Source organism: Pseudomonas sp. LAP_36 (assembly GCF_019456785.1).
Classification (GTDB): Bacteria; Pseudomonadota; Gammaproteobacteria; order Pseudomonadales; family Pseudomonadaceae; genus Aquipseudomonas; species Aquipseudomonas tritici.
The window spans coordinates 242,609-266,160 of record NZ_JAHZMS010000004.1 but is presented as its reverse complement, the minus strand read 5'-3'; the positions used below and the strand labels follow the sequence as shown (position 1 = coordinate 266,160).

General features: G+C 58.5%; 18 protein-coding genes. 15 read left to right on the top strand and 3 right to left on the bottom strand.

Features of this window, described 5'->3' with window-relative positions:
• Positions 1–332: 332 nt before the first annotated feature.
• Positions 333–746 (top strand): hypothetical protein, encoded by a 414-nt coding sequence (locus JBO08_RS15965; RefSeq protein WP_139114524.1) that lies wholly within the window; start codon positions 333–335, stop codon positions 744–746.
• 141 nt (positions 747–887) lie between these two features.
• Here JBO08_RS15965 and aceK read toward each other — a convergent pair whose 3' ends face one another.
• A complete protein-coding gene (gene aceK, locus JBO08_RS15960) occupies positions 888–2,588 on the bottom strand; it encodes a bifunctional isocitrate dehydrogenase kinase/phosphatase (RefSeq protein WP_220074789.1) in 1,701 nt (566 codons plus the stop codon).
• 388 nt (positions 2,589–2,976) lie between these two features.
• Here aceK and JBO08_RS15955 point away from each other — a divergent pair, with 388 nt between their 5' ends.
• Positions 2,977–4,602 (top strand): methyl-accepting chemotaxis protein, encoded by a 1,626-nt coding sequence (locus tag JBO08_RS15955; RefSeq protein WP_220074790.1) that lies wholly within the window; start codon positions 2,977–2,979, stop codon positions 4,600–4,602.
• Positions 4,603–4,653: 51 nt separating this feature from the next.
• The gene (locus JBO08_RS15950) at positions 4,654–5,538 is read left to right on the top strand and encodes a DMT family transporter (protein WP_220074791.1); all 885 of its coding nucleotides are present in this window, start codon (positions 4,654–4,656) and stop codon (positions 5,536–5,538) included.
• Positions 5,539–5,568: 30 nt separating this feature from the next.
• Here JBO08_RS15950 and JBO08_RS15945 read toward each other — a convergent pair whose 3' ends face one another.
• Positions 5,569–6,429, bottom strand: coding sequence for a DMT family transporter (locus JBO08_RS15945; RefSeq protein WP_220074792.1), 861 nt, complete (start codon positions 6,427–6,429; stop codon positions 5,569–5,571).
• A 422-nt stretch (positions 6,430–6,851) separates the two neighbouring features.
• Between JBO08_RS15945 and JBO08_RS15940 the strand changes: the two genes are divergently transcribed.
• The 8 genes from JBO08_RS15940 (at position 6,852) to JBO08_RS15905 (ending at position 19,516) form a co-directional block, all read left to right on the top strand.
• The gene (locus JBO08_RS15940; protein ID WP_065881219.1) at positions 6,852–7,643 is read left to right on the top strand and encodes a CPBP family intramembrane glutamic endopeptidase; all 792 of its coding nucleotides are present in this window, start codon (positions 6,852–6,854) and stop codon (positions 7,641–7,643) included.
• A 262-nt stretch (positions 7,644–7,905) separates the two neighbouring features.
• The gene (gene wecB, locus JBO08_RS15935; RefSeq protein WP_220074849.1) at positions 7,906–9,057 is read left to right on the top strand and encodes a non-hydrolyzing UDP-N-acetylglucosamine 2-epimerase; all 1,152 of its coding nucleotides are present in this window, start codon (positions 7,906–7,908) and stop codon (positions 9,055–9,057) included.
• Positions 9,054–10,316: a UDP-N-acetyl-D-mannosamine dehydrogenase gene (gene wecC / locus JBO08_RS15930; protein ID WP_220074793.1), complete on the top strand. Its 1,263-nt coding sequence runs from the start codon at positions 9,054–9,056 to the stop codon at positions 10,314–10,316. The genes wecB and wecC overlap by 4 nt, the downstream gene beginning before the upstream one ends.
• A 44-nt stretch (positions 10,317–10,360) precedes the next feature.
• Positions 10,361–14,683, top strand: coding sequence for a methyltransferase domain-containing protein (locus JBO08_RS15925; protein WP_258407127.1), 4,323 nt, complete (start codon positions 10,361–10,363; stop codon positions 14,681–14,683).
• A complete protein-coding gene (locus JBO08_RS15920; RefSeq protein WP_139114525.1) occupies positions 14,673–15,431 on the top strand; it encodes a hypothetical protein in 759 nt (252 codons plus the stop codon). The genes JBO08_RS15925 and JBO08_RS15920 overlap by 11 nt, the downstream gene beginning before the upstream one ends.
• 29 nt (positions 15,432–15,460) lie before the next feature.
• On the top strand, positions 15,461–16,672 hold the full coding sequence (locus tag JBO08_RS15915; RefSeq protein WP_139114526.1) for a glycosyltransferase family 4 protein: 1,212 nt from the start codon (positions 15,461–15,463) through the stop codon (positions 16,670–16,672).
• Positions 16,669–17,856 carry a glycosyltransferase family 4 protein gene (locus JBO08_RS15910; RefSeq protein WP_220074795.1) on the top strand — a complete coding sequence of 396 codons (1,188 nt, stop codon included), beginning with the start codon at positions 16,669–16,671 and terminating at the stop codon, positions 17,854–17,856. Before JBO08_RS15915 ends, JBO08_RS15910 begins: the two co-directional genes overlap by 4 nt.
• Before the next feature lie 94 nt (positions 17,857–17,950).
• Entirely contained in the window at positions 17,951–19,516 is a 1,566-nt protein-coding gene (locus JBO08_RS15905; RefSeq protein ID WP_065873833.1) for a PAS domain-containing methyl-accepting chemotaxis protein, read from the top strand.
• A gap of 40 nt (positions 19,517–19,556) precedes the next feature.
• Here the strand turns inward: JBO08_RS15905 and JBO08_RS15900 are convergent, their stop codons facing one another.
• Entirely contained in the window at positions 19,557–20,252 is a 696-nt protein-coding gene (locus JBO08_RS15900; RefSeq protein ID WP_065881221.1) for an alpha/beta family hydrolase, read from the bottom strand.
• Positions 20,253–20,331: 79 nt separating this feature from the next.
• On the opposite strand from JBO08_RS15900, the gene ccoN reads away from it, so the two are divergent.
• Genes ccoN through ccoP form a run of 4 tightly spaced genes read left to right on the top strand, consistent with a single transcriptional unit; the run spans position 20,332 to position 23,523 of the window.
• Positions 20,332–21,756, top strand: coding sequence for a cytochrome-c oxidase, cbb3-type subunit I (gene ccoN, locus JBO08_RS15895; protein WP_049712053.1), 1,425 nt, complete (start codon positions 20,332–20,334; stop codon positions 21,754–21,756).
• Between the two features lie 10 nt (positions 21,757–21,766).
• A complete protein-coding gene (gene ccoO, locus JBO08_RS15890) occupies positions 21,767–22,375 on the top strand; it encodes a cytochrome-c oxidase, cbb3-type subunit II (protein WP_065881223.1) in 609 nt (202 codons plus the stop codon).
• Between the two features lie 3 nt (positions 22,376–22,378).
• Positions 22,379–22,579, top strand: coding sequence for a cbb3-type cytochrome c oxidase subunit 3 (locus JBO08_RS15885; protein WP_010208563.1), 201 nt, complete (start codon positions 22,379–22,381; stop codon positions 22,577–22,579).
• Entirely contained in the window at positions 22,576–23,523 is a 948-nt protein-coding gene (ccoP, locus tag JBO08_RS15880) for a cytochrome-c oxidase, cbb3-type subunit III (RefSeq protein ID WP_065873837.1), read from the top strand. The genes JBO08_RS15885 and ccoP overlap by 4 nt, the downstream gene beginning before the upstream one ends.
• Positions 23,524–23,552: the final 29 nt, after the last annotated feature.

The window sequence follows — 23,552 nt, the reverse complement described above, 5'->3', positions numbered from 1 at the left end:
ATACGCAGCCACCGCCCCGCTATGAGTTCCCTCCGGCCTACACGGAAAAGCCGTCCTCACCCCCCCCCCAACAGCCAAGTCTCGTCGGAGCAGCCAACCAACCTGAGGGCGAATATAATTTCGAACTACCCCGTTACAAGCCAAGCAGTACGAGGAATGAGTTTTATGAGCGGTCTATAACTCACAGAAGCAGCGATATCAGAGCTTTCTTACGAGAGAACGTTGAAAAAATCCCGCGCGCTTTTGAGATAAAGTTCATGTGCTCATGAAGACCTCCAAATCAGAGTGAGCGCTCCACTTATTAATTACCAAAATGGTTAGTCGGAGTATTTATGCCTATAGATCGTATGTCTTCTTCTCGTGTCGGAGGCTATGGACATTCATTTGCGGAAAAGCACCAACGCACCCCCGAATACACGTCACAAGGTGCATCGGCCCCCTCTTCCAGCTCATGGAAAACACTTGAGACTTTAAAAAAGCTCCCCACGGACTTCCCTACGTCCGTCGTGAGTCAAAGTTCCCTTGATAGACCTATAGGCTTATTACAGCGAAAAATAGAATTGGAGGGCAAGGGCGGTTCGACCAAGAATGTCGACCAAGCCTATAAGGATTCGATAAACAATCTGTATCAGGAAACTTCGAAAGCCCAGAGCAAGGCCCCAGACGAGAAAGACAGGAACCGCCTGACCAACTGGAGTGATCAAATACTACAAACTAATCAATACACGCCGTTTTTGACAAAATAGCAAATAAGCCTTACCGAAAATACACCACCTGTAAATACCTCCCACCTCAAACTACTGACACTTTCATAAGTGTCGGTAGTTTAACGGCACGTTCTAAAGATTACTAAGTCGCGATCATTAAGCTGTTCAAGACACTCCTCCTCACCTGCGCCGGTAAGGAAACACATCAATGACCTTGCCGGCGCGAATCGCTTCCTGCAGCCCTTTCCAGTAGTCCGCGTTGTACAACTCGCCATGCAGCTCATCAAACAGCTTGCGCTGGCCGGCGTCGGCGAACAGGAACGGTGGGAATTCTTCGGGGAATACATCCAGCGGGCCGATGGAGTACCAGGGCTCGGAGGCCATTTCATCCTCGGGCGTACGCGGTGCGGGGATGTGGCGGAAGTTGGCCTCGGTGAGAAAGCAGATTTCGTCGTAGTCGTAGAACACCACACGGCCGTGGCGGGTGACGCCGAAGTTTTTCAGCAGCATGTCGCCGGGGAAGATATTCGCCGCCGCCAGTTGCTTGATGGCCAGGCCGTAGTCCTCCAGGGCTTCGCGCACTTGGGCGGGGTTGGCATTCTCGAGGTAAAGGTTGAGCGGGGTCATGCGCCGTTCGGTCCAGCAGTGGCGGATCAGCACGGTGTCGCCTTCTACTTCAACGGTGCCGGCGGCGACGTCCAACAGCTCGGCCAGGCACTCGGGTTCGAATTTGCTCAGGGGGAAGCGGAAGTCGGCGAACTCCTGGGTATCGGCCATGCGCCCGACGCGGTCGACACTTTTAACCAGGCGATACTTTTCGATCACCGTGGCGCGGTTGACGTTTTTCGACGGTGAAAAGCGGTCCTTGATGATTTTGAACACGGTGTTGAAGCCCGGCAGGGTAAACACGCTCATGACCATGCCGCGCACACCGGGGGCCATGATGAATTGATCGTCGGTGGTCGCCAGGTGGTTGATCAGGGCACGGTAGAACTCTGACTTGCCGTGCTTGTAAAAACCGATGGAGGTGTACAGCTCGGCGATGTGCTTGCCCGGCAGGATGCGCTTGAGAAAACCGATGAATTCCGCCGGCACCGGCACATCGACCATGAAGTAGGAACGGGTGAACGAGAAGATGATCGACACATCGGCTTCGTCGGTGATCAGCGCATCGATCTGGATGCCCTGGCCTTCGCGGTGCAGCAGCGGGATCACCAGGGGCCATTGTTCGTCGCGGGTATAGATACGCCCGACGAGGTAGGCGCCTTTATTGCGGTAGAGCACCGAGGAAAACAGCTCGACCTTGAGGTCCGGGTCCTTGCAGACCCAGTCCGGCAGGTTTTCCCGCAGTTGGGCTTCAAGGCGGCGCAGGTCGGCGGCGAGGTCGGCGTAAGGTTCGCTGAAGCTGTAGTCGGCAAAGATCTGCGCGAGCATTTCCGGGATTTTCCCGGCGGGCGTGTAGGTGCGCGTCTGCGCGGCCCTTGCCCGGCGCAGGCTGGGCCGGGTGGTGTGGATAAACATGCAGCCGTCGCTGATCAGGTCGTGACTGAACAGGCCGCAGAAGATCGAGTTGTACCAGGTCTCGGAAAGCTCATCGTCAAAACGCAGGTCGATCAGGCCAATGTAGGCGCTTTTCACCACGGGCCACACATTAATGTCGAGTAAGGCGGCCGCATCGAAGCGCTCGCGCAGGCGTGCGGTCACTTCACTGACCTTGTCTTCATAAAGGTTGATCCGCGCCGCCGACGCTGCCTGCCCCTGCTGCCACTGGGCCTTTTCAAAGCGCTCGCGGGCGCCATCGGTGATCTGGCGGAAGTGCTCGCGGTAATCGTCGAAGCCATCGAGGATCATCTGAGCGACAGCGAGGGCGGACTGCGACATGCGGGAAACCTCTATGGGCATCTGGAAGCCCTGAGCTTAGCCAGTGTACGAGTGCAGGAGAAGGGTCATTTTTTGGACTGCCTTGTACAACTTCGTTCATTTCGTACATTTATTTTCAATTCTTTAATTCGACCACTCGGTCAATAAACGCACCGTTTAGTCCCTCTGCGTTTTCTCGCACGCTTGAAACGGCGGGCCTTGTCAGCCTGAGCCTGCGACATCGCTTTGCGCACTGGTCTGGTTGAGCCACCAAGGGCATTGGTTCCAGCTAAGGGAAACCCTGATTACCACAGTGATAGCACTTTGATATACAGCGCGCCCTCTCCCACCCTAACAAGGTCCTAAGACCGATCCGGGAGCAGGTTCTAATCGCCCAAGGAGCACTGAGATGTCATTGAGGAACATGAAGATCGGCCTGCGTGCCAGTCTGAGTTTTGCGGTTTTGGCCAGCTTGCTGGTGATCGTCGGGATGTTTGGCCTGGGCCAGATGGCCAAGCTGCGCCAAAGCGCGCTGATCATTGAAGAGTCGTGGATGCCGAGCATCGAGAACATCCACGACAGCGCGGCCATTGTCGCCAGTATCCGCCTGGAGGCCTTGCGCCTGGCGACCACCGACGAATCGCGGATCCGTGACAACAGCAAAGCCCTGATCACCCGCCAGCGCGTCGAGCTGCAAACCCTGCTCGACCACCATAAAACCCTGCTCAGCGACGACGAGGAACGCGAGTTGCTCAAGCGGCTCGAAGGGAACGTGAATACGTACGTGAGCCTGGTCGAGCAGATCGTTGCCCTGGTGGACAAGGATCAGCAACAAGAGGCCATCGACCTGCTCAACAGCCGCCTCGCGCCACAGGGTGTGGTCCTCAACAAGAGCCTGGAAGACATGATCAGCTTCAACCAGAACGGCGTGGAAGCCGCAGCAGACGCCGCCGCGCAGACGTATTCCAGCGCGCAGTGGATCGTCGGCTTGATCATCGTGTTCGCGCTCATCGCCACCTTGCTGCTGGCCTGGCTGCTGACGCGCAGCATCATCGCCCCGCTCGGCCAGGCACTGATCGTGGCACGCACCATCGCCAGCGGCGACTTGAGCCAGCCGATCGCCGTCAGCGGTAACGACGAACCGGCTCAATTGCTCACCGCCCTCGCCACCATGCAGTTGCAATTGCAGGGCACTATCCGCGGCATCAGCGAATCGGCGCAACAGCTGGCGTCGGCTGCCGAAGAGATGAGTTCGGTGATGGAACAAAGCACCCGTGGCCTGCAGGCGCAGAACGATGAGATCGAACAGGCCGCCACCGCCGTGACTGAAATGAGCGCCGCCGTGGACGAAGTGGCAGGCAATGCCGTGTCCAGCGCCGAGGCGTCCCAGGCCTCGGACGAGGACAGCAAGCACGGCCACTACCAGATCAGCCAAACCATCAGCTCGATCCAGAACCTGGTGGACGAAGTGCTCGGCGCCTCGAACAAGGCCGAAGGCCTGGCGGTGCAGGCGCAGGACATCAGCAAAGTGCTGGAAGTGATCCGTGGCATCGCCGCGCAAACCAACCTGCTGGCACTCAACGCCGCCATTGAGGCGGCGCGTGCAGGCGAAGCCGGGCGTGGTTTTGCGGTAGTCGCCGACGAAGTGCGCTCCCTGGCGCAACGCACCCAGGACTCCACCGAAGAAATCGAACAGATGATCACCGGTATCCAGCAAGGCACCCAGGACACCGTCGAAGCCCTGAACAGCAGCGCCGAGCACGCCGGCCAAACCTTGCAACGGGCCAACAGCGCTGGCAGCGCCTTGGAGAAAATCACCGCGGCCATCTCGCAGATCAGCCAGCGCAACCTGGTGATCGCCAGCGCCGCCGAGCAACAGGCGCTGGTGGCACGTGATGTGGATCGCAGCCTGGTGAATATTCGCGACCTGTCCACCCAGACCGCCGCTGGCGCCACTCAAACTTCGGCGGCCAGCCAGGAACTGTCGCGTTTAGCGGTGGACCTGAATGGGATGGTGACGCGGTTTGTTCTGTAATCATTAGAAATGTCATGCAACACTCGCCGCCTATTTATGTGGGAGTGATCCGTGAGACCTGTCGACACCCTTTACCTGCTGGGGCTCGCCGCCATCTGGGGCGCGAGTTTCCTGTTCATGCGCATTATCGCGCCGGAAATCGGCACGGTGCCGACTGCGTTTTTCCGCGTGTCGATTGCCGCCGCCGGGTTGCTGGTGATCCTGGCGATGATGCGGGTGAGCTGGGATTTCCAGGGCAAGTTCAAGACGGTATTGCTATTGGGGGTGATCAACTCCGGAATTCCGGCAACCATGTATTCGGTGGCGGCCCAGGTGCTGCCGGCGGGTTACTCGGCGATCTTCAATGCCACCACGCCGTTGATGGGCGTGCTGATTGGCGGGCTGTTTTTCAGCGAACGCCTGACGCCGTCGAAAGTCGCTGGTGTGTGCCTCGGCTTGCTGGGCGTGGCTGTGCTGACCCGCGCGGGGCCGGTGGCGTTTGACTTGGAGCTATTGATGGGCGCGCTGGCCTGTTTGCTGGCAACCACCTGTTACGGCTTTGCCGGGTTCCTGGCACGGCGCTGGCTGGATCAGCGCGGCGGCTTGGACAGTCGCCTGTCGGCCCTGGGCAGCATGCTTGGCGCGACCTTGTTTCTGCTGCCGTTTTTCGCCTACAGCGCGATCAGCCAGCCTCCAGCGAGTTGGGGTGGTTGGCAGGTGTGGTTGTCGCTGTTGGGATTGGGGCTGGTGTGCACGGCGTTTGCCTACATCCTGTACTTCCGCCTGCTGACGTCCATTGGGCCAGTGAGGTCGATGACCGTGACCTTCATGATCCCGCCGTTCGGCGTGCTGTGGGGTGCGTTGTTGCTGGATGAGCCATTGTCCATGGCGCACGTGTATGGCGGGGTGCTGATTGCCGGAGCGTTGTGGTTGGTGTTGCGCCCGAAAAAACTGTGAGCGAAGCCTTTCGCTCACAGTTTGATTGGATCAGTTTTTACGGAAGACAAACATCAACCCGATGATGATCAACCCCATCCCCAACAGGCTCAGCACAGCGAGCGTGTTGCCAAAGATCAGGTAGTCCATCACCGCCGTTACCGCCGGCACCAGGTAAAACAGACTGGTGACATTCACCAGGTTGCCCCGGGCGATCAGGCGGTACAGCAACAGCGTTGCCAGCACCGACACCACCAGTGCCATCCACAGCACCGGCAGGTAGAAACCGCTGTTGTGCTCAAAGTGGAACGGCTGGAACGGCACCACCACCGAACACAGCAGCAACCCCGCCAGGTACTGCACCGGCAGCGTGCCCAAGGGGTTGTCGGTGATACGTTTTTGCATGATCGAGCCGAAGGTCATGCTTGCCAGGGCCAGCAGCCCGAACAGCATCCCGGCCAGGGACATACCGGACAAACCGATGCCCTGGTAGACCACCATGATCAGCCCCGCCAACCCTAGCCCCAGGCCGAACAGCCGGCGCCACGAGCGCTGGCGTTCCATCAGCACCACCGTCAGGATCGGCTGCACGCCCATGATGGTTGCCATCATGCCGGGAGTGACTTTCAGGTCCAGGGCCAACAGATAAAAAATCTGGTAGGCCCCCAGCAACACCAGGCCGGTAGCCGCCGCATACGCCATGGGTTTGCCGGGGCGTGGCAATTTCAGCGTGAGGATCGGCACCAGAATCACCAACCCCGCCAGGGCAATGGCAAAGCGGATCAACAGAAACGCGAAGGGTGAAGCATGGGCCAGGCCCAATTTGGAGAAGATCGCCCCGCTGCTCCACAGCAAGACAAACAGGCTCGTCGAGGCCGCCGCGGCCACGGATTGTTTCGAAAAAACAGACATGGATACCACCTGTCATCAGGCAAAAAAAGCCGATTCAGCAGTTGCTGAAACTCAGTAGGTTTTTTTCAGGCGGGCAGACGGGAACAGCAATCAGCTGATCAGCCCGAAAGGCCAACACCCGGCGGTGATACGACTGCGTACACCGGCGTGCGACTGACAGGTGGGGGGTAGTGGCTGATCTGCGCAGGCTGCTGGTTCCCGCACGGCACGACTGCAGCGTTGGACGCTGAATCGACTACCGCTATGCGCTGGAAAGCTGGCATGGGCTGATCTTGTGTGAAGGGATGAAGAGGCCCGGACTATAACCAGTCGTTACCCGGGTTGGCAATCACTTCACCCACGCGCAGTGCGTGGAGGCGTTTTCATGCAGGCCTTGGCGGACCGGTCGCTATAATGCGCCCAGATTTTTCCAAGGACTTCCCATGCTCGCATTGCCCTGGCTGTACCTGGCGCTTCTTTCTATCGGCTACCTATTGGCCTTGATCTACGGGCAACTGGGGGTGCTGGCGGGTGTGTCCGTCGCCCTGCTGCTGATCGCCGGCTATGCCGTACGCCAGCAACGCACACCTTGGGCGCGCTACCTGGGCCACGGGCTGTTTATTGTATTGGCCCTGGGCCTGGCGATGCACTGGCTGCCGGGTTTCTACAACGGGCGTGGTATTGCCCCACAACGTTTCACCGCCGACGCCGTGCCCTTCTCGATGTACCTGAACCAGGACAAACCGCTGATTGGCTTCTGGCTGTTGCTGGCCTGCCCCTGGATCGTGGCGCGGCGCTCGCTGCGCCTGTCGATCTGCGTGACCGCCCTGGCCCTGACCCTCACCGCCATCGCCGCCTTGGGCACTGCCACCTTGCTCGGAGTGATCAGTTGGGCGCCGAAATGGCCGGAACCGGCCTGGCTCTGGGTGCTCAATAACCTGCTGTTAGTGACCCTGGTAGAAGAAGCCCTGTTCCGTGGCTATGTCCAGGGCGGCTTGAGCCAGCGCTTCAAACATCTGCCTTACGGCGAAAACCTCGCACTGCTGCTGGCCTCGCTGCTGTTTGGCCTGGTGCATGCCGGCGCAGGCTGGCACTGGGTGCTGCTGGCCAGCATTGCCGGGGTGGGATATGGCCTGGCTTATCGCTTCGGCGGCCTGGGCGCGGCGATAGCCACGCACTTTGGTTTGAATCTGCTTCACTTTGGGTTGTTTACCTACCCGATGCTGGCAGGCTGACTCGACCCGCTTTACGTGACACAAAGGCCGCCTCAGGGCGGCTTTTGAGTTTTCACAAGACCGGTAACATGCCGTAACTAGCCGAACGGTCAGTAGTCGGCCACGCCCCCTTTAGGCAAAATCAACTCTTCTTTTCGTACCCAACCCAATCCGCACAACCCAGTTACCACGTGCTCAAAAGCCTGGCACTGCGTTGAAGGCAGCTGTGCACCCGCGTTTCAGGCTCAGCGTTTATTCATCCGCTAAACAAGAAGCCATCCCCATGCCTCTCAAGACACTGTGCATATTCGGCACTCGCCCCGAAGCCATCAAAATGGCACCGATGGTTATCAACCTCGCGAACGACGATCGTTTCCACTCGAAAGTGTGTGTCACAGCGCAACACCGCGAGATGTTGGACCAAGTGCTTGAACTGTTTGGACTGGTGCCTGACTACGACCTGAACATCATGACCGTCGATCAGAGCCTGACCCATGTAACCACCGCGATCATTCAAGGGCTGCAATCGGTACTGGAAGACTTCAAACCGGATGTGATCCTTGTGCATGGCGATACGGCGACCACTTTTGCGGCAAGCCTGGCGGCTTATTACCAGCAAATCCCCGTCGCGCATATCGAAGCCGGGCTGCGTACACACAACCTTTACTCACCCTGGCCAGAGGAAGGCAACCGACGCCTCACGGGCAGCCTCGCATCGATGCATTTTGCGCCCACTCAAACCTCCCGGCAGAACCTGCTGAATGAGGGCGTCCTCGCCGAGCGCATTCATGTCACGGGCAACACTGTGATCGATGCGCTGCTCAGTGTTGTCGAGAAACTGCGCTCTGCTACATCGCCACTGCGCAGCCGACTTGACCAGCAATTTTCCTTCCTGCCCCCAGGTCAGCGCATGGTCCTGGTGACGGGGCATCGCCGAGAAAACCTTGGCGACGGTCTTGAGCGTATATGCGAGGCGTTGGCAGAAACCGCCGCGAGCTTCCCAACCGTGGCCTTTGTTTACCCTGTGCACCTGAACCCCAATGTGCAAGAACCCGTACAACACCGGCTGGCTGGCATCAAGAATGTGCATCTGATCGGGCCACAGGACTACCTGCCGTTTGTCTACTTGATGACCCGCGCGTACGTGATTCTCACGGATTCGGGCGGTATCCAGGAGGAAGCGCCTGCGCTCGGCAAGCCGGTGCTGGTAACACGCGACACAACTGAACGTCCCGAAGCAGTCGACGCCGGGACGGTCCGGCTGGTGGGCACCGAGATCGCGACTATTACCCATCACCTTAAAGAGTTGCTCAGCAATGAAGCCGTCTATCGAGCGATGAGCAACGCCCACAACCCCTACGGTGACGGCAACGCTTGCGGACGCATCCGCGAAGTTCTTATCGCAACCTGGCGCGAAAACGAGGTGGCGGCATGAGCCTTCCAACGTTATGCGTCGTGGGCCTGGGTTACATCGGCCTGCCCACCGCTGCGCTGTTTTCCTCACCTCAACGGCAGGTCATTGGCGTCGACATCAACCAGCACGTTGTGGACCTCGTCAATCTTGGCCAAGTGCATATCGTCGAGCCAGCGCTGGACCCGTTGGTCCACTCAGCGGTCAGCCAAGGCTATCTGCGTGCGACAACCCAGCCAGAACCAGCGGACGCCTTCTTGATTGCCGTGCCGACGCCATTCCTGGAAAACCGTGAGCCAGACCTGAGCTGTATCGAAGCGGCCAGCCGCGCCATTGCTCCTGTGCTGAAAAAGAACGACCTCGTGATCCTGGAGTCGACATCTCCGGTCGGCACCACCGAACTGATGGCTCAATGGCTGGCCAATGCCCGCCCGGACCTGACCTTTCCCCCAACCCATGGGGAAGCCAGCGATATCCGTATCGCTCACTGCCCGGAACGTGTGCTGCCGGGTCATATCTTGCGAGAACTGGTCTCCAATGACCGAATCATCGGCGGCATGACCCCTGCCTGCTCAAGCGCAGCAGTACGGCTGTATAAACAGTGTGTTGAAGGCCAGTGCATTGTCACCGGCACACGCACCGCCGAGATGTGCAAGCTGACCGAAAACAGTTTTCGCGACGTCAATATCGCCTTCGCCAACGAACTCTCGATGATCTGCGCGCAGTTGGAGATAGACCCATGGGAGCTGATACGCCTGGCGAACCACCATCCACGCGTAAATATCCTGCAGCCAGGGTCTGGCGTCGGCGGGCACTGTATTGCGGTCGATCCTTGGTTCATCGTCAGTAAAACGCCCGAACTGGCGCGGTTAATCCACACTGCGCGCCGGGTCAACGACAGCAAGCCACAATGGGTTATCCAACAGGTCAAGCTGGCGGTGGCGAATCTTCTATTCAAGCACCCGGGGCTTAGCGCGCACGACGTGCGAATTGCCTGCTATGGCTTGGCGTTCAAGGCAGACATCGATGACCTGCGCGAAAGCCCCGCACTTGGCATCGCCCGGCAGTTGGCCAAGGAATTGGGGGTTACGTTGCTGCTGGTCGAGCCGAACATTCATACGCTTCCCGCCGATCTGCGCAGCCATACATTGACCGATACGGCCTGTGCCTGGGACACCGCGCATATCCATGTGTTGTTGGTCGGGCATCGCGAGTTCAGGTCACTGCCTGCGCAACACACCCACGAGGTGGTGATTGATGCTGCCGGCGTATTGGCGAACTGACGATGAATGCCCCACGGCCACTGGCCGATACCCACGATCGCGTCATGGAAGCCTACTACGGCAAGCTGGGTGAGCACTTCATGCAGGAGACGCGCGCGCGGATCCATTGGATCTGCGCCCAGATCATCGGCAAGACAGTCCTCGACGTAGGCTGCTCTCAGGGCATCATTCCTGTATTGCTCGCCCGTGAAGGGCATGTGGTCACGGGCGTGGACAGCAGCCCCCAGGCAATCAAACAGGCCGGCGACTATCTGCGGGCGGAACCCGACCACGTGCAGCAGAATATTTGTTACTTGAACGCAGACTTTCTGTCGCTGGATACCGAGCGTGTCGAACCTGACAGCATCGTGATCAGTGAAGTGCTTGAACACCTCATCCACCCCGCCACCTTCGTCGAGAAAGCAGCGTCGATGCTCAAACCGCATGGCCGATTGATCATCACCGTGCCATTCGGGGTGAATGATTTTATCGATCACAAGCACACGTTCTACCTGCTGGAGCCGTTTCGGTTATTGAGTTCGCACCTGCACGTCGTCCGGATTGAAATACTGGGCAAGTGGGTGGGAATGGTCGCCATCAAAGCCGAGCCGGGGAAGAGCTCACTGGAGCTTGACCACATCCGCCAGCTCGAAACTGCGTTCGAGTCAGTCGAGCGAAGCCTGCTTCGCCAGCTAGCCGCCAGTCGCCAACACTGGGAGCAGGCGAATCAGAAATACCGTGGAACCACTGAACACATTGACCTACTCAAGAACAAGCTTAGGCTCTGTACCCAGCAAATGGAGGCCCTGACCGCCAGCCTGCAACGCGCGGATGCCAGATGCCATCTGCTGGAAAATCGCTTGATCAAGACGCGGGCCAGCACGACCTATCAGTTGGGTTATCAACTGCGTATGGCGGCGGGCTCGCTGCGCGAGTGCCTGCGTTTGCCAGTGGCGTTATTCAAGCTGTACCAGCACGCCTGCGCGCGTCGCAAAGGCCAAGCACCCACGTCATTCGCAGACCGTGACGCTCTCCCAACAACGTCATCTGACACCGCCGTTTTCCTTGCAACACCGGCCCCCACGCCATTGCCGGATGCAGCCTATGTGCGCAGCCAACTGATGCTCGCCCCTCATGACACGGCCAAGCCCTTCAGAATTGCCTGCGTGCTGGACACCTTTTCCCATGAGGCATACCGGTATGAAAGCGAGCTGTTGCAACTGACGCCAGAGCAGGGCCTGGCCGAGCTGCGAGCATTTAAACCGGACCTGCTGTTCATCGAATCCGCATGGCGCGGCAAGGAGGACCGCTGGCAGAACAAGATCGCCCAGAACAGCGTAGAACTGCGCGGGATCTTGCACTGGTGCCGGGAACACAAAGTGCCAACAGTGTTCTGGAACAAAGAAGACCCGGTGCACTTTGAGACGTTCCTGGGTACCGCCAAGCAGTTTGACCTGGTGTTCACCACGGATATCGACTGTATTCAACGCTATAAAAGCGCGTTGGGGCATGAGCGTGTCTACCTGCTGCCCTTCGCCTGCCAACCGGCCATACACAATCCGCTCGAACTGTATGAACGCAAGGATGCGTTCTGCTTCGCCGGCGCCTACTACACCCGATACACCGAGCGGACCCGCGATCTGGAACACTTTATCAACGACCTGCCTGGCTTCCGTCCCCTGGAGATCTACGATCGTAACTTCGGTACCACAGAGCCCAACTATCAGTTTCCAATCCGGTATCGGGGCCACATTGCTGGCACGTTGAACGCGGCGCAAATGGACCTGGCTTATAAGGGCTACCGCTATGCGATGAATCTCAACTCGATCAAACAGTCGCAATCCATGTTCGCCCGCCGCATCTATGAATTACTGGGGTCCAACACCCTCACCGTCAGCAACTTTTCTCGCGGCCTGCGTGTACTGATGGGTGATCTGGTCATTTGCAGCGACAGCAGTCAGGAAGTATTACGTCGCCTCAACACTCCCGGTGAGCACGCCAGGCAGCGGTTGGCCGGCCTGCGCAAGGTGATGCAGGAACACACCTATGCCCATCGTTTGCGCTATGTGACGAGCAAAATCACAGGTCGCGTGGATGACGTGCCTCTGCCGACCATTTGCCTCGTCGCCGAGGCGCTCAATGACGTTCAGCTGCAGGCACTCAAGGAGCATCTGCAACGCCAACGCTACCCCCACGTCAATCTGCATGTCGTGGTGAACGATTCGACAACAAGGCAGCCCGCCAGCGTGGATTCCCGCTTACACCTGATTGGGCGCAGCCAGCTGGATAACCTTACCCTGGTCGACTTGGCAAATGGCGCAGAGTGGTGTGGCGTGATGATTGCGGCTGACTACTACGGCCCTCACTACCTGCTCGACCTGGCCTTGGCCACGCGTTACAGCAAGGCGCATGTGATCGGCAAGATGGCTCATCATGCCGCGGACAAACAAGGCGTACACCTGATAAACCCGGGTCAGGAATACAGCTGCACGCTCGGTATAGCCGCACGCCGAGCCATGATCAGGACGGTGGCAGTGGCGCAACAGCGCGCCCGTGATTGGCTGGAAAGCCTGTCAAGTCTCACCTACACGCACCCTGATTCCCTCGCGATTGACGCTTTCAACTACTGCGAAAACGCCGCAGGCAGCGATCTACAGCATGTTATCAACGTGGTGAACGACCTTGATTTGAATACCGGTATCAGCCTCGATCAGCTTCAGCGCAGCAGTGAAGCCATCCCGCCACTGAACGCAAGTAGCTCCGGCCCGCAGACCAGCGGCGAGGGCCTGGCAAAACTGTTCGGACCACTGCGCAGTAAGCATTTGCAAGCCCAGGTCGAAGGCAACACCTGGCATATCCACTCCTCTCTCGCAGACGGAAAACACGAATACCACTACGCCAGGCAGACCTTGAGTGTTGCGCAACTAGAGGGGACCGAAGGCACATTGAGATTGATGCTCGATGCCACGCCGGGCCTGAACCTGCAACTGGTTGTACTGTTTCTGGATGCGCAGGCCCAACGGATCAGCCATGTCATGCAACTGGCTAATCGGAGTCAGGCCTGGGATGTACCGCCAGAGACGGCTTCCTTGCGTCTAGGCCTGCGCGTCTACGGCAATGGCAGTTCGACGATCAAGACGCTGGTTCAAGGCCATTTCGACATTCAACCCTCTACCGTCCTCGCGAAGGCTAAGCATCTGCTGCTGACCAACCACTACCCGGCCTATGGCGACCTGTATCGAAATGGTTTTATTCATACCCGTGTCTCGGCCTATCAGGAGCAGGGCCTGCCCATAGACGTCTTTCGGTTGCGACCCAACGAACCGATCAGTTATCACGAATTTGACAATGTTGACGTAGTGACCGGGCCTGGAAGCGCCTTGAAGAACATGCTTGACGCCGGACACTACACATCGGTGCTGGTGCACTTTCTGGACCTGCAGATGTGGGAAATAGTGCGCCCCTACCTGCCTCGCCTTCGAGTGATTGTCTGGGTGCACGGCGCGGAGATCCAACCCTGGTGGCGTCGGGCTTACAACTACGGCGATCAAGCGCAGTTGCAACTGGGCAAGCTCGACAGCGAAAGACGCATGGCATTCTGGCGCAGCGTGCTGCAACCCATGCCACCCAATCTGCAAGTGGTATTCGTGTCGCGGCAGTTCGCCGAGGAAGCAATGGAAGACCTAGGGTTCCGGTTGCCTCAGAACCAACACCGAATCATCCACAACCCCATTGATACCCGACTGTTTTCTCACGCGGAGAAAGCGCTTGAACAGCGCAAAAAGATCCTGTCGATCCGCCCCTATGTATCACGCACTTACGCCAATGATCTGAGCGTCAAAGCCATTCAACTGCTGGAGACAAAGCCTTGGTTCAACGAGCTTGAGTTCCTGATGGTGGGCGATGGGCCGTTGTTTGAAGAAACCCTTGCACCGCTGCGCAAGTACCCGAACGTCCGGATCGAAAAAGGTTACTTGAAACAATCCCAGATCGCCGACCTGCATAAACACTACGGCGTATTTCTGTGCCCCAGCCGAATGGACACTCAAGGCGTTTCTCGCGATGAAGCGATGGCCTCAGGCCTGGTCCCTATTACCAATCGGGTCGGAGCAATCCCCGAGTTTGTTGATGACGCCTGCGGTTTTTTAGCTGATCCCGAGAGTTTTACCGGGATCAGCGACGCGATAGAAACGCTGTTTTTAAACCCGGGAATGTTCAAGGAAAAGTCCTTGAACGCCAGACAACGAGTGCTGATGCAAAGCGATGTGCAATTGATCACCGCATCAGAACTAAGCCTTATACGAGAACCCCACGGTGAGCCGAGAAATCAGGGCCTTGCACCACAGTATCCTGTCGACACTCATCTGGTGCGTACACTTGGGCCGTAACTTCATGAACATCGCTCCACGCGCAATGTTGATGGCTCATGCTGCGCATTTTTGCGCACAGATGTTGTTGATAACGACCCATTTCCTGCCGATCAAGATTGTCATTCTGCTCGGCTCAGAGACGGTTCCAGCCTATTTGCCGCCGGTGCTGAAAGACCTTAATAAAATCACCCTGATCATCGGGTTAGGCCTGTTGACGGTCATCCTCTACGTTTTTTACCTAGGGGCCGGTTTTATGGCGTCCCGTTACTCAAGAAACGGCGCACGCGCTCTGATAAAACGCTGCGCAGAACCAACACTGCTCAAAACCCAACTACCCCTGGCTGCCAAAGCGTTTTCCAGATTCACACGGGGCTTATCCGATGCCGTGTTTGCCCTGACCGTTTTCATGGCATTGCTCTACCTTTACCCGTCACTCCTGGCCGTCAGCCTTATCTATTATGCAACCGCAGCGGCTGTGCTGATTGGTTTGAACAACCGTAGTCACCGCGTGCACTCGATGCTGTCCCGCCACCCTCTCACAGTAGCCGACACATTCCATGCCACCGGTTTCCTGGTGACATTCGCCTTCATCATTGTCGACTTTCTTTATCTGACGCCTCCCCACCTTTACATCGCGCTTATAGCGCTGATTCTCCTGCGTCAAAGCTTCAGCCGGTTGAAGGTCCTCACACAGGACGTTCTTTACCTGAGCAGTCACTCGCTGAACATCAATCGGATGTTTCTTGCCACCAACCCGATTCACTGAACACCCGCGAAATCAACAGGAATTCCCCCGTGCCCCCTATCGCCATGATCGTCTGGAATGAGTTCCGCAATGACGCCCGCGTATTGAAACAAGCCCGGACACTCCAAGCGGCTGGTTATCAAGTGACAGTGTTCGCATTGCATACACCAGGCGTAACGCAGCGCCAGGAAGTACTGGCGGAAGGCATCCGTGTGATACGCGTGGCACGCAGCCTGAGATGGCGACCCGCAAGTGCTGGATCTTGCGATTCAACCGGCTCACCGCCAACAGAACAGTCGATGCCGCTGCCACGCATCCTTTCACGACTTTGGGTGCATGCAGGGCTAATGGTGCGGATCACTCTGCATCGCGCCGCAGTTGTGCATGCCCATGATGTTAATACGCTGCCCACTGCATGGCTGGCCGCCCGGCTCAGCAGAGCGAGACTGGTGTACGACGCCCATGAAGTCAGTACCAGCCGCGAGGGGTATGCGCGCTTTCGCAAGTGGGTTGCCTGTATCGAAAAAGCCTTGATGCCCAGGGCTGAGGGCACCATTACCACCACACAAAGCAGGGCTAAGTTCTTTGCCAGGGCCTACGGGATAACCCGTCCGCTGGTGCTGCAAAATCGTCCGTGCCTGATCGCCAGCCCACCGAGCCAGAGGATTCGCCATGAGCTGGGTTTGAAACAGCCCTGGCCCATCGTTCTCTATCAGGGCGGCCTTCAACAGGGGCGCGGCCTGGAGCGTTTGTTACGCGTCGCAGTCACATTGCAATGCGCTTACTTCGTACTGATCGGGGGCGGCAGGCTTACGACCCCCCTGAAGATGTTGAGCGAGGAGCTTGGCTTGACAGAGCGAGTGCACTTTATTCCGACTGTTTCATTAGCGGATTTGCCCAGCTATACCGCGTCAGCCGATATCGGTGTGCAGCCTATAGAAAATACCTGCCTGAACCACTTCACCACCGACTCCAATAAGCTGTTCGAATACATCATCGCCGGGCTGCCCGTGGTCGCGACGGAGTTTCCGGAGATTCGCAAAATTGTCCGGTCCCACGCTGTGGGGGTGTTGGTGGCGGCAGGCTCGGATCAATCACTGCACCGGGAATTACAGCGGTTGATCGATGAACCGTTGTTACGTCAGACACTGGCCCAAAACGCAAAAAATGCCGCCTCGTCTCTAAGTTGGGAGCAGCAAGAAAGCAAATTGCTAACACTGTATGAACGCGTACTGACGGGCAAGACTGAGATGTGCATATGACAGTGCGTATTCTTTTATTGAGCTATTACTTTCCGCCCGACCTGTCGGCCTTTCGCGTCGAGGCGCTGGTCAATGGCTTGCTCACCCACGGTAACGATGAGATAGCGATCGACGTGCTGACCACTCAGCCGAACCGCTACCCATCTTATAAGTTCTCCTGGGATCGCACCGCACATCAGCCAAGGCTGTCCATCACCCGCATAGACCTGCCCACGCACGGATTCAGCGTTTGGGGCCAGGCCTTGGGGTTTGCCAACTATGCCTGCGGCGTACTTCGAGCGGTAAAAGGCAAGCAGTACGACGTGATTGTCGCGACTTCTTCCCGGCTGATGACGGCCGCACTGGGCGCCGCTATTGCGCGCCAAAAAAAGGCACCGTTCTATCTGGATATCCGAGATATCTTTGTCGACGTACTGCCTGAACTTTTCCCTGGCGTCCTGGGCAAACTCCTGGCGCAAGTATTTTCCCGCTTTGAAAAATTCACCCTTGATCGCGCAACGCGGGTAAACCTGATATCACCCGGGTTTCTGAGTTACTTCTCGGCTCGTTATCCACACAAACGCTTTTCAACTTTCACCCACGGTGTGGACGATCTCTTTCTTGAAACCCCGTTCTATCCAGACACGCCTAACGAACCAACACGCCCACTGAAGATTGTCTACGCTGGCAATATCGGCGTCGGCCAAGGCTTGGATAAAATACTGCCATCACTGGCCGAACGGCTCGCGAACACAGCTTGTTTCTACGTGATTGGCGATGGCAGTACGATGAAAAAACTGCGCGAAACGCTGATCAAGGGACATGTAAAGAATGTCGAGCTTATTCCGCCCATGCCCCGACACGAACTGATTCATTACTATCAGCAAGCCGATGTGCTTTTTTTGCACCTCAATGACTTCAAGGCATTCTTGAAAGTCATTCCCTCCAAACTGTTTGAATATGCCGCTACCGGAAAGCCAATACTCGCGGGACTGGAGGGTTATTCAAAAGCGTTCACACTCAATCATATTCCCAATGCTTGCGTGTTTGCCCCCGGCAACGCGGACGCGGCGGTTGCCGCACTTGCCCGCCTTAGGCTCAGTGCGACTGACCGCGAGGCATTTTTAAGAGCGTATTCCCGAAGCACAATCCAGCAGCGCATGGCGTTCGACATTCTCGAGACCGCAAAACTTAAAGAACAGTGACGCGAGGCGTTGGTCGGTTGATTGTTGCAAAATTAAGTTAAATAAAAGCGTTTTCCGGCCGACAACCCTTGAAAGCCTTGCGGATTGAACAATCATGCGTAATAACCAACCCGTTACCCAGCGCGAACGTACCTTCCCCGCTCAGCAACGGTTGATCTCCACCACAGATGCCAAGGGCGTGATCACCTACTGCAACGACGCATTTGTCGAAATCAGTGGGTACACCCACGAAGAACTGGTCCGTGCCCCGCACAACCTGGTCCGTCACCCGGATGTTCCGGCGGCGGTGTTCGCGCACATGTGGTCGACGCTCAAACAAGGCTTGCCATGGATGGGCATCGTCAAGAATCGCTGCAAGACCGGTGATCACTACTGGGTTAACGCCTATGTGACGCCCGTCTTCGACGGCAACCAGGTGGTCGGCTACGAATCGGTGCGCATCAAGCCCACCTCTGAGCAGATCCGCCGGGCCGAAGCGCTTTATCACCGCATCAACCAGGGCAAGTCAGCGATCCCGCAGCGGGACAAGTGGCTGCCGGTGTTGCAGGACTGGCTGCCGTTTATCCTGGTGAGCCAGCTGAGCTTCATGATCGGCGCGTCACTCAACTCCCACTGGGGCTTTGCCCTGGCGGCTGGGTTGTCGGTGCCGTTGGGCCTGCTCGGCCTGAGCTGGCAACAGCGTGGCCTCAAGCGCTTGCTGCGACTGGCCGAGCAGACCACGTCCGACCCGTTGATCGCGCAGATGTACACCGACAGCCGTGGCGCCCAGGCGCGCCTGGAGATGTCGATCCTCAGCCAGGAGGCGCGTCTGAAGACGTGTCTGACGCGCTTGCAGGACACTGCCGAGCACCTGAACGCCCAGGCGGCGCAGTCCAACACCCTGGCGCATAACAGCTCCAGCGGCCTGGAACGCCAGCGTGTGGAAACCGAGCAGGTGGCTACGGCGGTCAACCAGATGGCGGCGACGACCCAGGAAGTCGCCAGCCATGTGCAGCGCACCGCCGATGCGACCCAAGAGGCTAACCGCCTGACCGGTCGCGGTCGCGATATTGCCGGGGAAACCCGCGAGGCGATTCAGCGCCTGTCAGCCGCCGTTGGAGAGACGGGCGCGACCGTTACCCAGTTGGCCAAGGACAGTGATGAGATCGGCGGCGTAGTCGACGTGATCAAGGGCATTGCCGACCAAACCAACCTGCTGGCGCTGAACGCAGCCATCGAAGCGGCGCGTGCCGGTGAAATGGGCCGTGGGTTTGCGGTGGTCGCTGACGAAGTCCGTCAACTGGCCCAGCGTACCGCCGAGTCGACCGGGCAGATCCATGCCCTGATCGCCAAGCTGCAGCACACCGCTGCGGCGGCTGTGCAAACCATGGACGCCGGGCATCGCCAGGCCGAAGAAGGCGTAGCGCGGGTGATGGAAGCGGATCAGGCGTTGGTTGGCATCAGCGAAGCGGTGGCACATATCACCGACATGACCACCCAGATCGCTGCTGCCACTGAAGAGCAAAGCTCCGTGGCCGAAGAGATCAGCCGCAATATCAGCACGATTGCGCTGTTGGCGGACCAGACGTCGGAGCAAGCGTTGAACTCGGCGCAGTTGAGTGAAGAGCTGACGCATACCGCGAATACCCAGTATTCGCTGGTGGAGCGTTTTAACCGGTAAATCGATTGTGGCGAGGGAGCTTGCTCCCTCGCCACAGGTTTCACTCAAGCTCTCTAAGAAAGCTAGAAACCCGCACCGCCGCAGCCTCCAAATGCTGCTCATGACTGCACCCCGACGCCTTCAACGGCTTCAAGTCATGATCCCCCGCCACCAGCCACATCACCTCGATGCTCGGCGACAAGTCGTATCCCTCCACCGCCGCCCGATTGCCCAGCGCATCGCGCTCGCCCTGCACAATCAACGTCGGCGCCTTCAACCCGGCCAGGTGCTCGACCCGTGGTTTTTCCGGCTTGCCCACCGCATAGAACGGATACCCCAGGCACACCAGCCCATCGGCGCCCACTTCATCGGCCAACAAACTGGCCATGCGCCCGCCCATGGACTTGCCGCCGATAACCAGTTTTCCAGCGACATGACGTCGCACCTCGGCATACACCTCACGCCAGGCTTCGAGCAGTTTTGGCGCCGGATTCGGTGGCCGCCTGCCCCCGTCAACCCGGCGCTGGGTCATGTACGGAAACTCGAAGCGCAACACGTTCACACCATGCCCGGCAAGGCGTGCAGCCATGTCGTTCATAAACCCGGAATCCATTGGCGCACCGGCGCCGTGGGCCAGGATCAGCGTGACGGGAGCGGCTGAAGTCGTCCTCGACGCCGCATCCCACAACCACCCATGTTCCCGCACACACTGCGCCCATTGATCCCCGTCAATACTGGCCTTGTGCTCTTTGCCCATGCTTGCCTCGCTTTTTAGTCTGCCTATAACTCCAGCCCAAGTGCCGCATCTGCTTGGGTTGAACCGTGGATGGGGAACCATGAACACTACTTTAAGTACCGCCTATAACTACAAGGTGGTCCGCCAATTCGCCATTATGACGGTGGTGTGGGGCATCGTCGGCATGGGGCTCGGGGTTTTTCTCGCTGCTCAATTGGTTTGGCCTGCACTCAACTTCGACTTGCCCTGGACCAGCTTCGGCCGCCTGCGCCCGTTGCACACCAACGCGGTGATCTTCGCCTTCGGTGGCTGCGCGCTGTTCGCCAGCTCCTTCTACTCGGTGCAACGTACCTGCCAGACGCAGCTGTTCGCGCCTAAAATCGCCGCATTCTGCTTCTGGGGCTGGCAGCTTGTCATTCTCTTGGCCGCCATCTCCTTGCCACTGGGCTACACCAGTTCCAAGGAATACGCAGAACTGGAATGGCCGATCGACATCCTGATCACCATTGTCTGGGTGGCGTATGCCATCGTGTTCTTTGGCACGATCATGAAGCGCAACACCAAGCACATCTACGTCGGCAACTGGTTCTTCGGTGCGTTCATCATCACCGTGGCCATCCTGCATATCGTCAACAACCTGGAAATCCCGGTCAGCCTGACCAAGTCCTACTCCCTCTACGGCGGTGCGACGGATGCCATGGTGCAGTGGTGGTATGGGCATAACGCGGTAGGATTTTTCCTCACCGCCGGCTTCCTCGGCATGATGTATTACTTCGTGCCGAAACAGGCCGAGCGCCCGGTGTATTCCTATCGGTTGTCCATCGTGCACTTCTGGGCACTGATCACCCTGTACATCTGGGCCGGCCCGCACCACTTGCACTACACCGCGCTGCCGGACTGGGCACAGTCGCTGGGCATGGTGATGTCGCTGGTGCTGCTGGCACCGAGCTGGGGCGGCATGATCAACGGCATGATGACGTTGTCGGGTGCCTGGCATAAGTTGCGCAGCGACCCGATCCTGCGCTTCCTCGTCGTCTCCCTGGCGTTCTACGGCATGTCGACCTTCGAAGGCCCGATGATGGCGATCAAGACCGTCAACGCCCTCTCCCACTACACCGACTGGACCATCGGCCACGTACACGCCGGCGCCCTTGGCTGGGTGGCGATGATTTCCATTGGCGCGCTGTACCACATGATCCCGAAAGTCTTCGGTCGCGAGCAGATGTACAGCCTTGGCCTGATCAACGCGCACTTCTGGCTGGCCACCATCGGCACCGTGCTCTACATCGCCTCGATGTGGGTCAACGGCATTGCCCAGGGCCTGATGTGGCGTGCAGTCAACGAAGACGGCACCTTGACCTACTCCTTCGTCGAAACCCTGGTGGCCAGCCACCCTGGCTTCATCGTGCGGTTGGTGGGCGGTGCGATCTTCCTCAGCGGCATGTTCCTGATGGCTTACAACACTTGGCGCACCGTGCGTTCGGCGCAACCTGCCGAAGTTGCCGCTGCGGCGCAGATGGCCTGAGGAGTCTGTGATGAAACACGAAACGATTGAAAAGAACGTCGGCCTGCTGATGCTGCTCATGGTGCTAGCCGTGAGCATCGGCGGCCTGACCCAGATCGTCCCGCTGTTCTTCCAGGACGTGACCAACAAACCGGTTGAAGGCATGAAGCCCTACACCGCGTTGCAACTGGAAGGCCGTGACATCTACATCCGCGAAGGCTGTGTACAGTGCCACTCGCAGATGATCCGCCCGTTCCGCGCCGAAACGGAACGCTACGGCCACTACTCGGTCGCCGGTGAAAGCGTGTGGGACCACCCGTTCCTGTGGGGTTCCAAGCGCACCGGGCCGGACCTGGCGCGCGTTGGCGCACGCTACTCGGACGACTGGCACCGCGCGCACTTGTACAACCCGCGCAACGTGGTGCCCGAGTCGAAAATGCCGGCCTATCCGTGGCTGGTCACCGCCCAGGTCGACAGCAGCCATACCGAGACCAAGTTGAACGTGATGCGCACCCTCGGCGTGCCCTACACCGACGACGACATCAGTGCCGCCGTGGCCAGCCTCAAAGGCAAGACCGAGATGGACGCGCTGGTTTCGTACCTGCAAGTACTCGGTACTGCCATCAAGAGCAAGAGGTGAGCCATGGGATTTGAATTCGATGCGGGCACCATCCGCGGCCTCGGCACGCTGGTGGTCGCCATCGCCTTTATCGGCCTGTCGCTGTGGGTGTTCAACAACCGGCGCAATGCGGAATTCGAGCAGGCGCGCCTGCTGCCCTTCGCCGATGAACCTTCTCCATCCGACGCTCAAGAAGAGCCTGCAATAAGGAGCACTCGGCCATGACCCTGTTTTGGAGTACATGGATCTGCGTACTGACCCTCGGCAGCCTGATCGGCCTGACCTGGCTCTTGATCGGTACCCGCAAGGGCGAGACCAAGGGCAGCGTCGACCAGACCATGGGCCACGCCTTCGACGGTATCGAGGAATACGACAACCCGCTGCCCCAGTGGTGGTTCATGCTGTTCGCCGGCACCCTGGTGTTTGCGGTCGGCTACCTGATCCTCTACCCGGGCCTGGGCAACTGGAAAGGCGTGTTGCCGGGCTATGAAGACGGCTGGACGTCGGCCAAGGAGTGGGACAAGGAGATGGCCAAGGCCGACACCAAGTTCGGGCCGATCTTCGCCAAATTCTCGGCCATGCCGCTGGAAGAAGTCGCAAAGGACCCGCAAGCGCTGAAAATGGGCGGTCGCCTGTTCGCTTCCAACTGCTCGGTGTGCCACGGCTCGGATGCCAAGGGCGCGTTTGGTTTCCCAAACCTGGCGGACAACATCTGGCGCTGGGGCGGTTCGGCTGAAGCGATCAAGACCACCATCCTGAACGGCCGCCACGCGGCGATGCCGGCCTGGGGTGACATGCTCGGCGACAACGGGGTGAAAAACGTCGCTGCGTACGTCCGCCACGACGTGGCCAAGCTGCCATTGCCTGCCGACAGCACCGCTGACCTGGCCGCAGGCCAAGCGGCGTTCAACACCACGTGTGTCGCGTGCCACGGTCCAGAAGGCCACGGCATGGAAGCCATGGGCGCACCCGACCTGACCAAACCGGCCGGCTACATCTACGGCACCAGCCTCGCGCAGTTGCAGCAGACCATCCGTCACGGCCGCCAAGGCCAAATGCCGGCGCAGGAAGTGCTGCAAGGTAACGATAAGGTGCACTTGTTGGCCGCGTATGTTTACAGCCTGTCCCACAACGCTGATGGTGCAACGCCAGAAAGCCAGCCCGAGTGACCTCTGAATGCCGCCCCAACTTGGGGCGG

Bases quoted from the DNA above. Each gene is read 5' to 3' on its own strand.
- JBO08_RS15965 (WP_139114524.1), top strand. From the start codon at position 333: ATGCCTATAGATCGTATGTCTTCTTCTCGTGTCGGAGGCTATGGACAT.
- aceK (WP_220074789.1), bottom strand. From the start codon at position 2,588: ATGTCGCAGTCCGCCCTCGCTGTCGCTCAGATGATCCTCGATGGCTTC.
- JBO08_RS15955 (WP_220074790.1), top strand. From the start codon at position 2,977: ATGTCATTGAGGAACATGAAGATCGGCCTGCGTGCCAGTCTGAGTTTT.
- JBO08_RS15945 (WP_220074792.1), bottom strand. From the start codon at position 6,429: ATGTCTGTTTTTTCGAAACAATCCGTGGCCGCGGCGGCCTCGACGAGC.
- JBO08_RS15940 (WP_065881219.1), top strand. From the start codon at position 6,852: ATGCTCGCATTGCCCTGGCTGTACCTGGCGCTTCTTTCTATCGGCTAC.
- wecB (WP_220074849.1), top strand. From the start codon at position 7,906: ATGCCTCTCAAGACACTGTGCATATTCGGCACTCGCCCCGAAGCCATC.
- wecC (WP_220074793.1), top strand. From the start codon at position 9,054: ATGAGCCTTCCAACGTTATGCGTCGTGGGCCTGGGTTACATCGGCCTG.
- JBO08_RS15925 (WP_258407127.1), top strand. From the start codon at position 10,361: ATGGAAGCCTACTACGGCAAGCTGGGTGAGCACTTCATGCAGGAGACG.
- JBO08_RS15910 (WP_220074795.1), top strand. From the start codon at position 16,669: ATGACAGTGCGTATTCTTTTATTGAGCTATTACTTTCCGCCCGACCTG.
- JBO08_RS15905 (WP_065873833.1), top strand. From the start codon at position 17,951: ATGCGTAATAACCAACCCGTTACCCAGCGCGAACGTACCTTCCCCGCT.
- JBO08_RS15900 (WP_065881221.1), bottom strand. From the start codon at position 20,252: ATGGGCAAAGAGCACAAGGCCAGTATTGACGGGGATCAATGGGCGCAG.
- ccoN (WP_049712053.1), top strand. From the start codon at position 20,332: ATGAACACTACTTTAAGTACCGCCTATAACTACAAGGTGGTCCGCCAA.
- ccoO (WP_065881223.1), top strand. From the start codon at position 21,767: ATGAAACACGAAACGATTGAAAAGAACGTCGGCCTGCTGATGCTGCTC.
- JBO08_RS15885 (WP_010208563.1), top strand. From the start codon at position 22,379: ATGGGATTTGAATTCGATGCGGGCACCATCCGCGGCCTCGGCACGCTG.
- ccoP (WP_065873837.1), top strand. From the start codon at position 22,576: ATGACCCTGTTTTGGAGTACATGGATCTGCGTACTGACCCTCGGCAGC.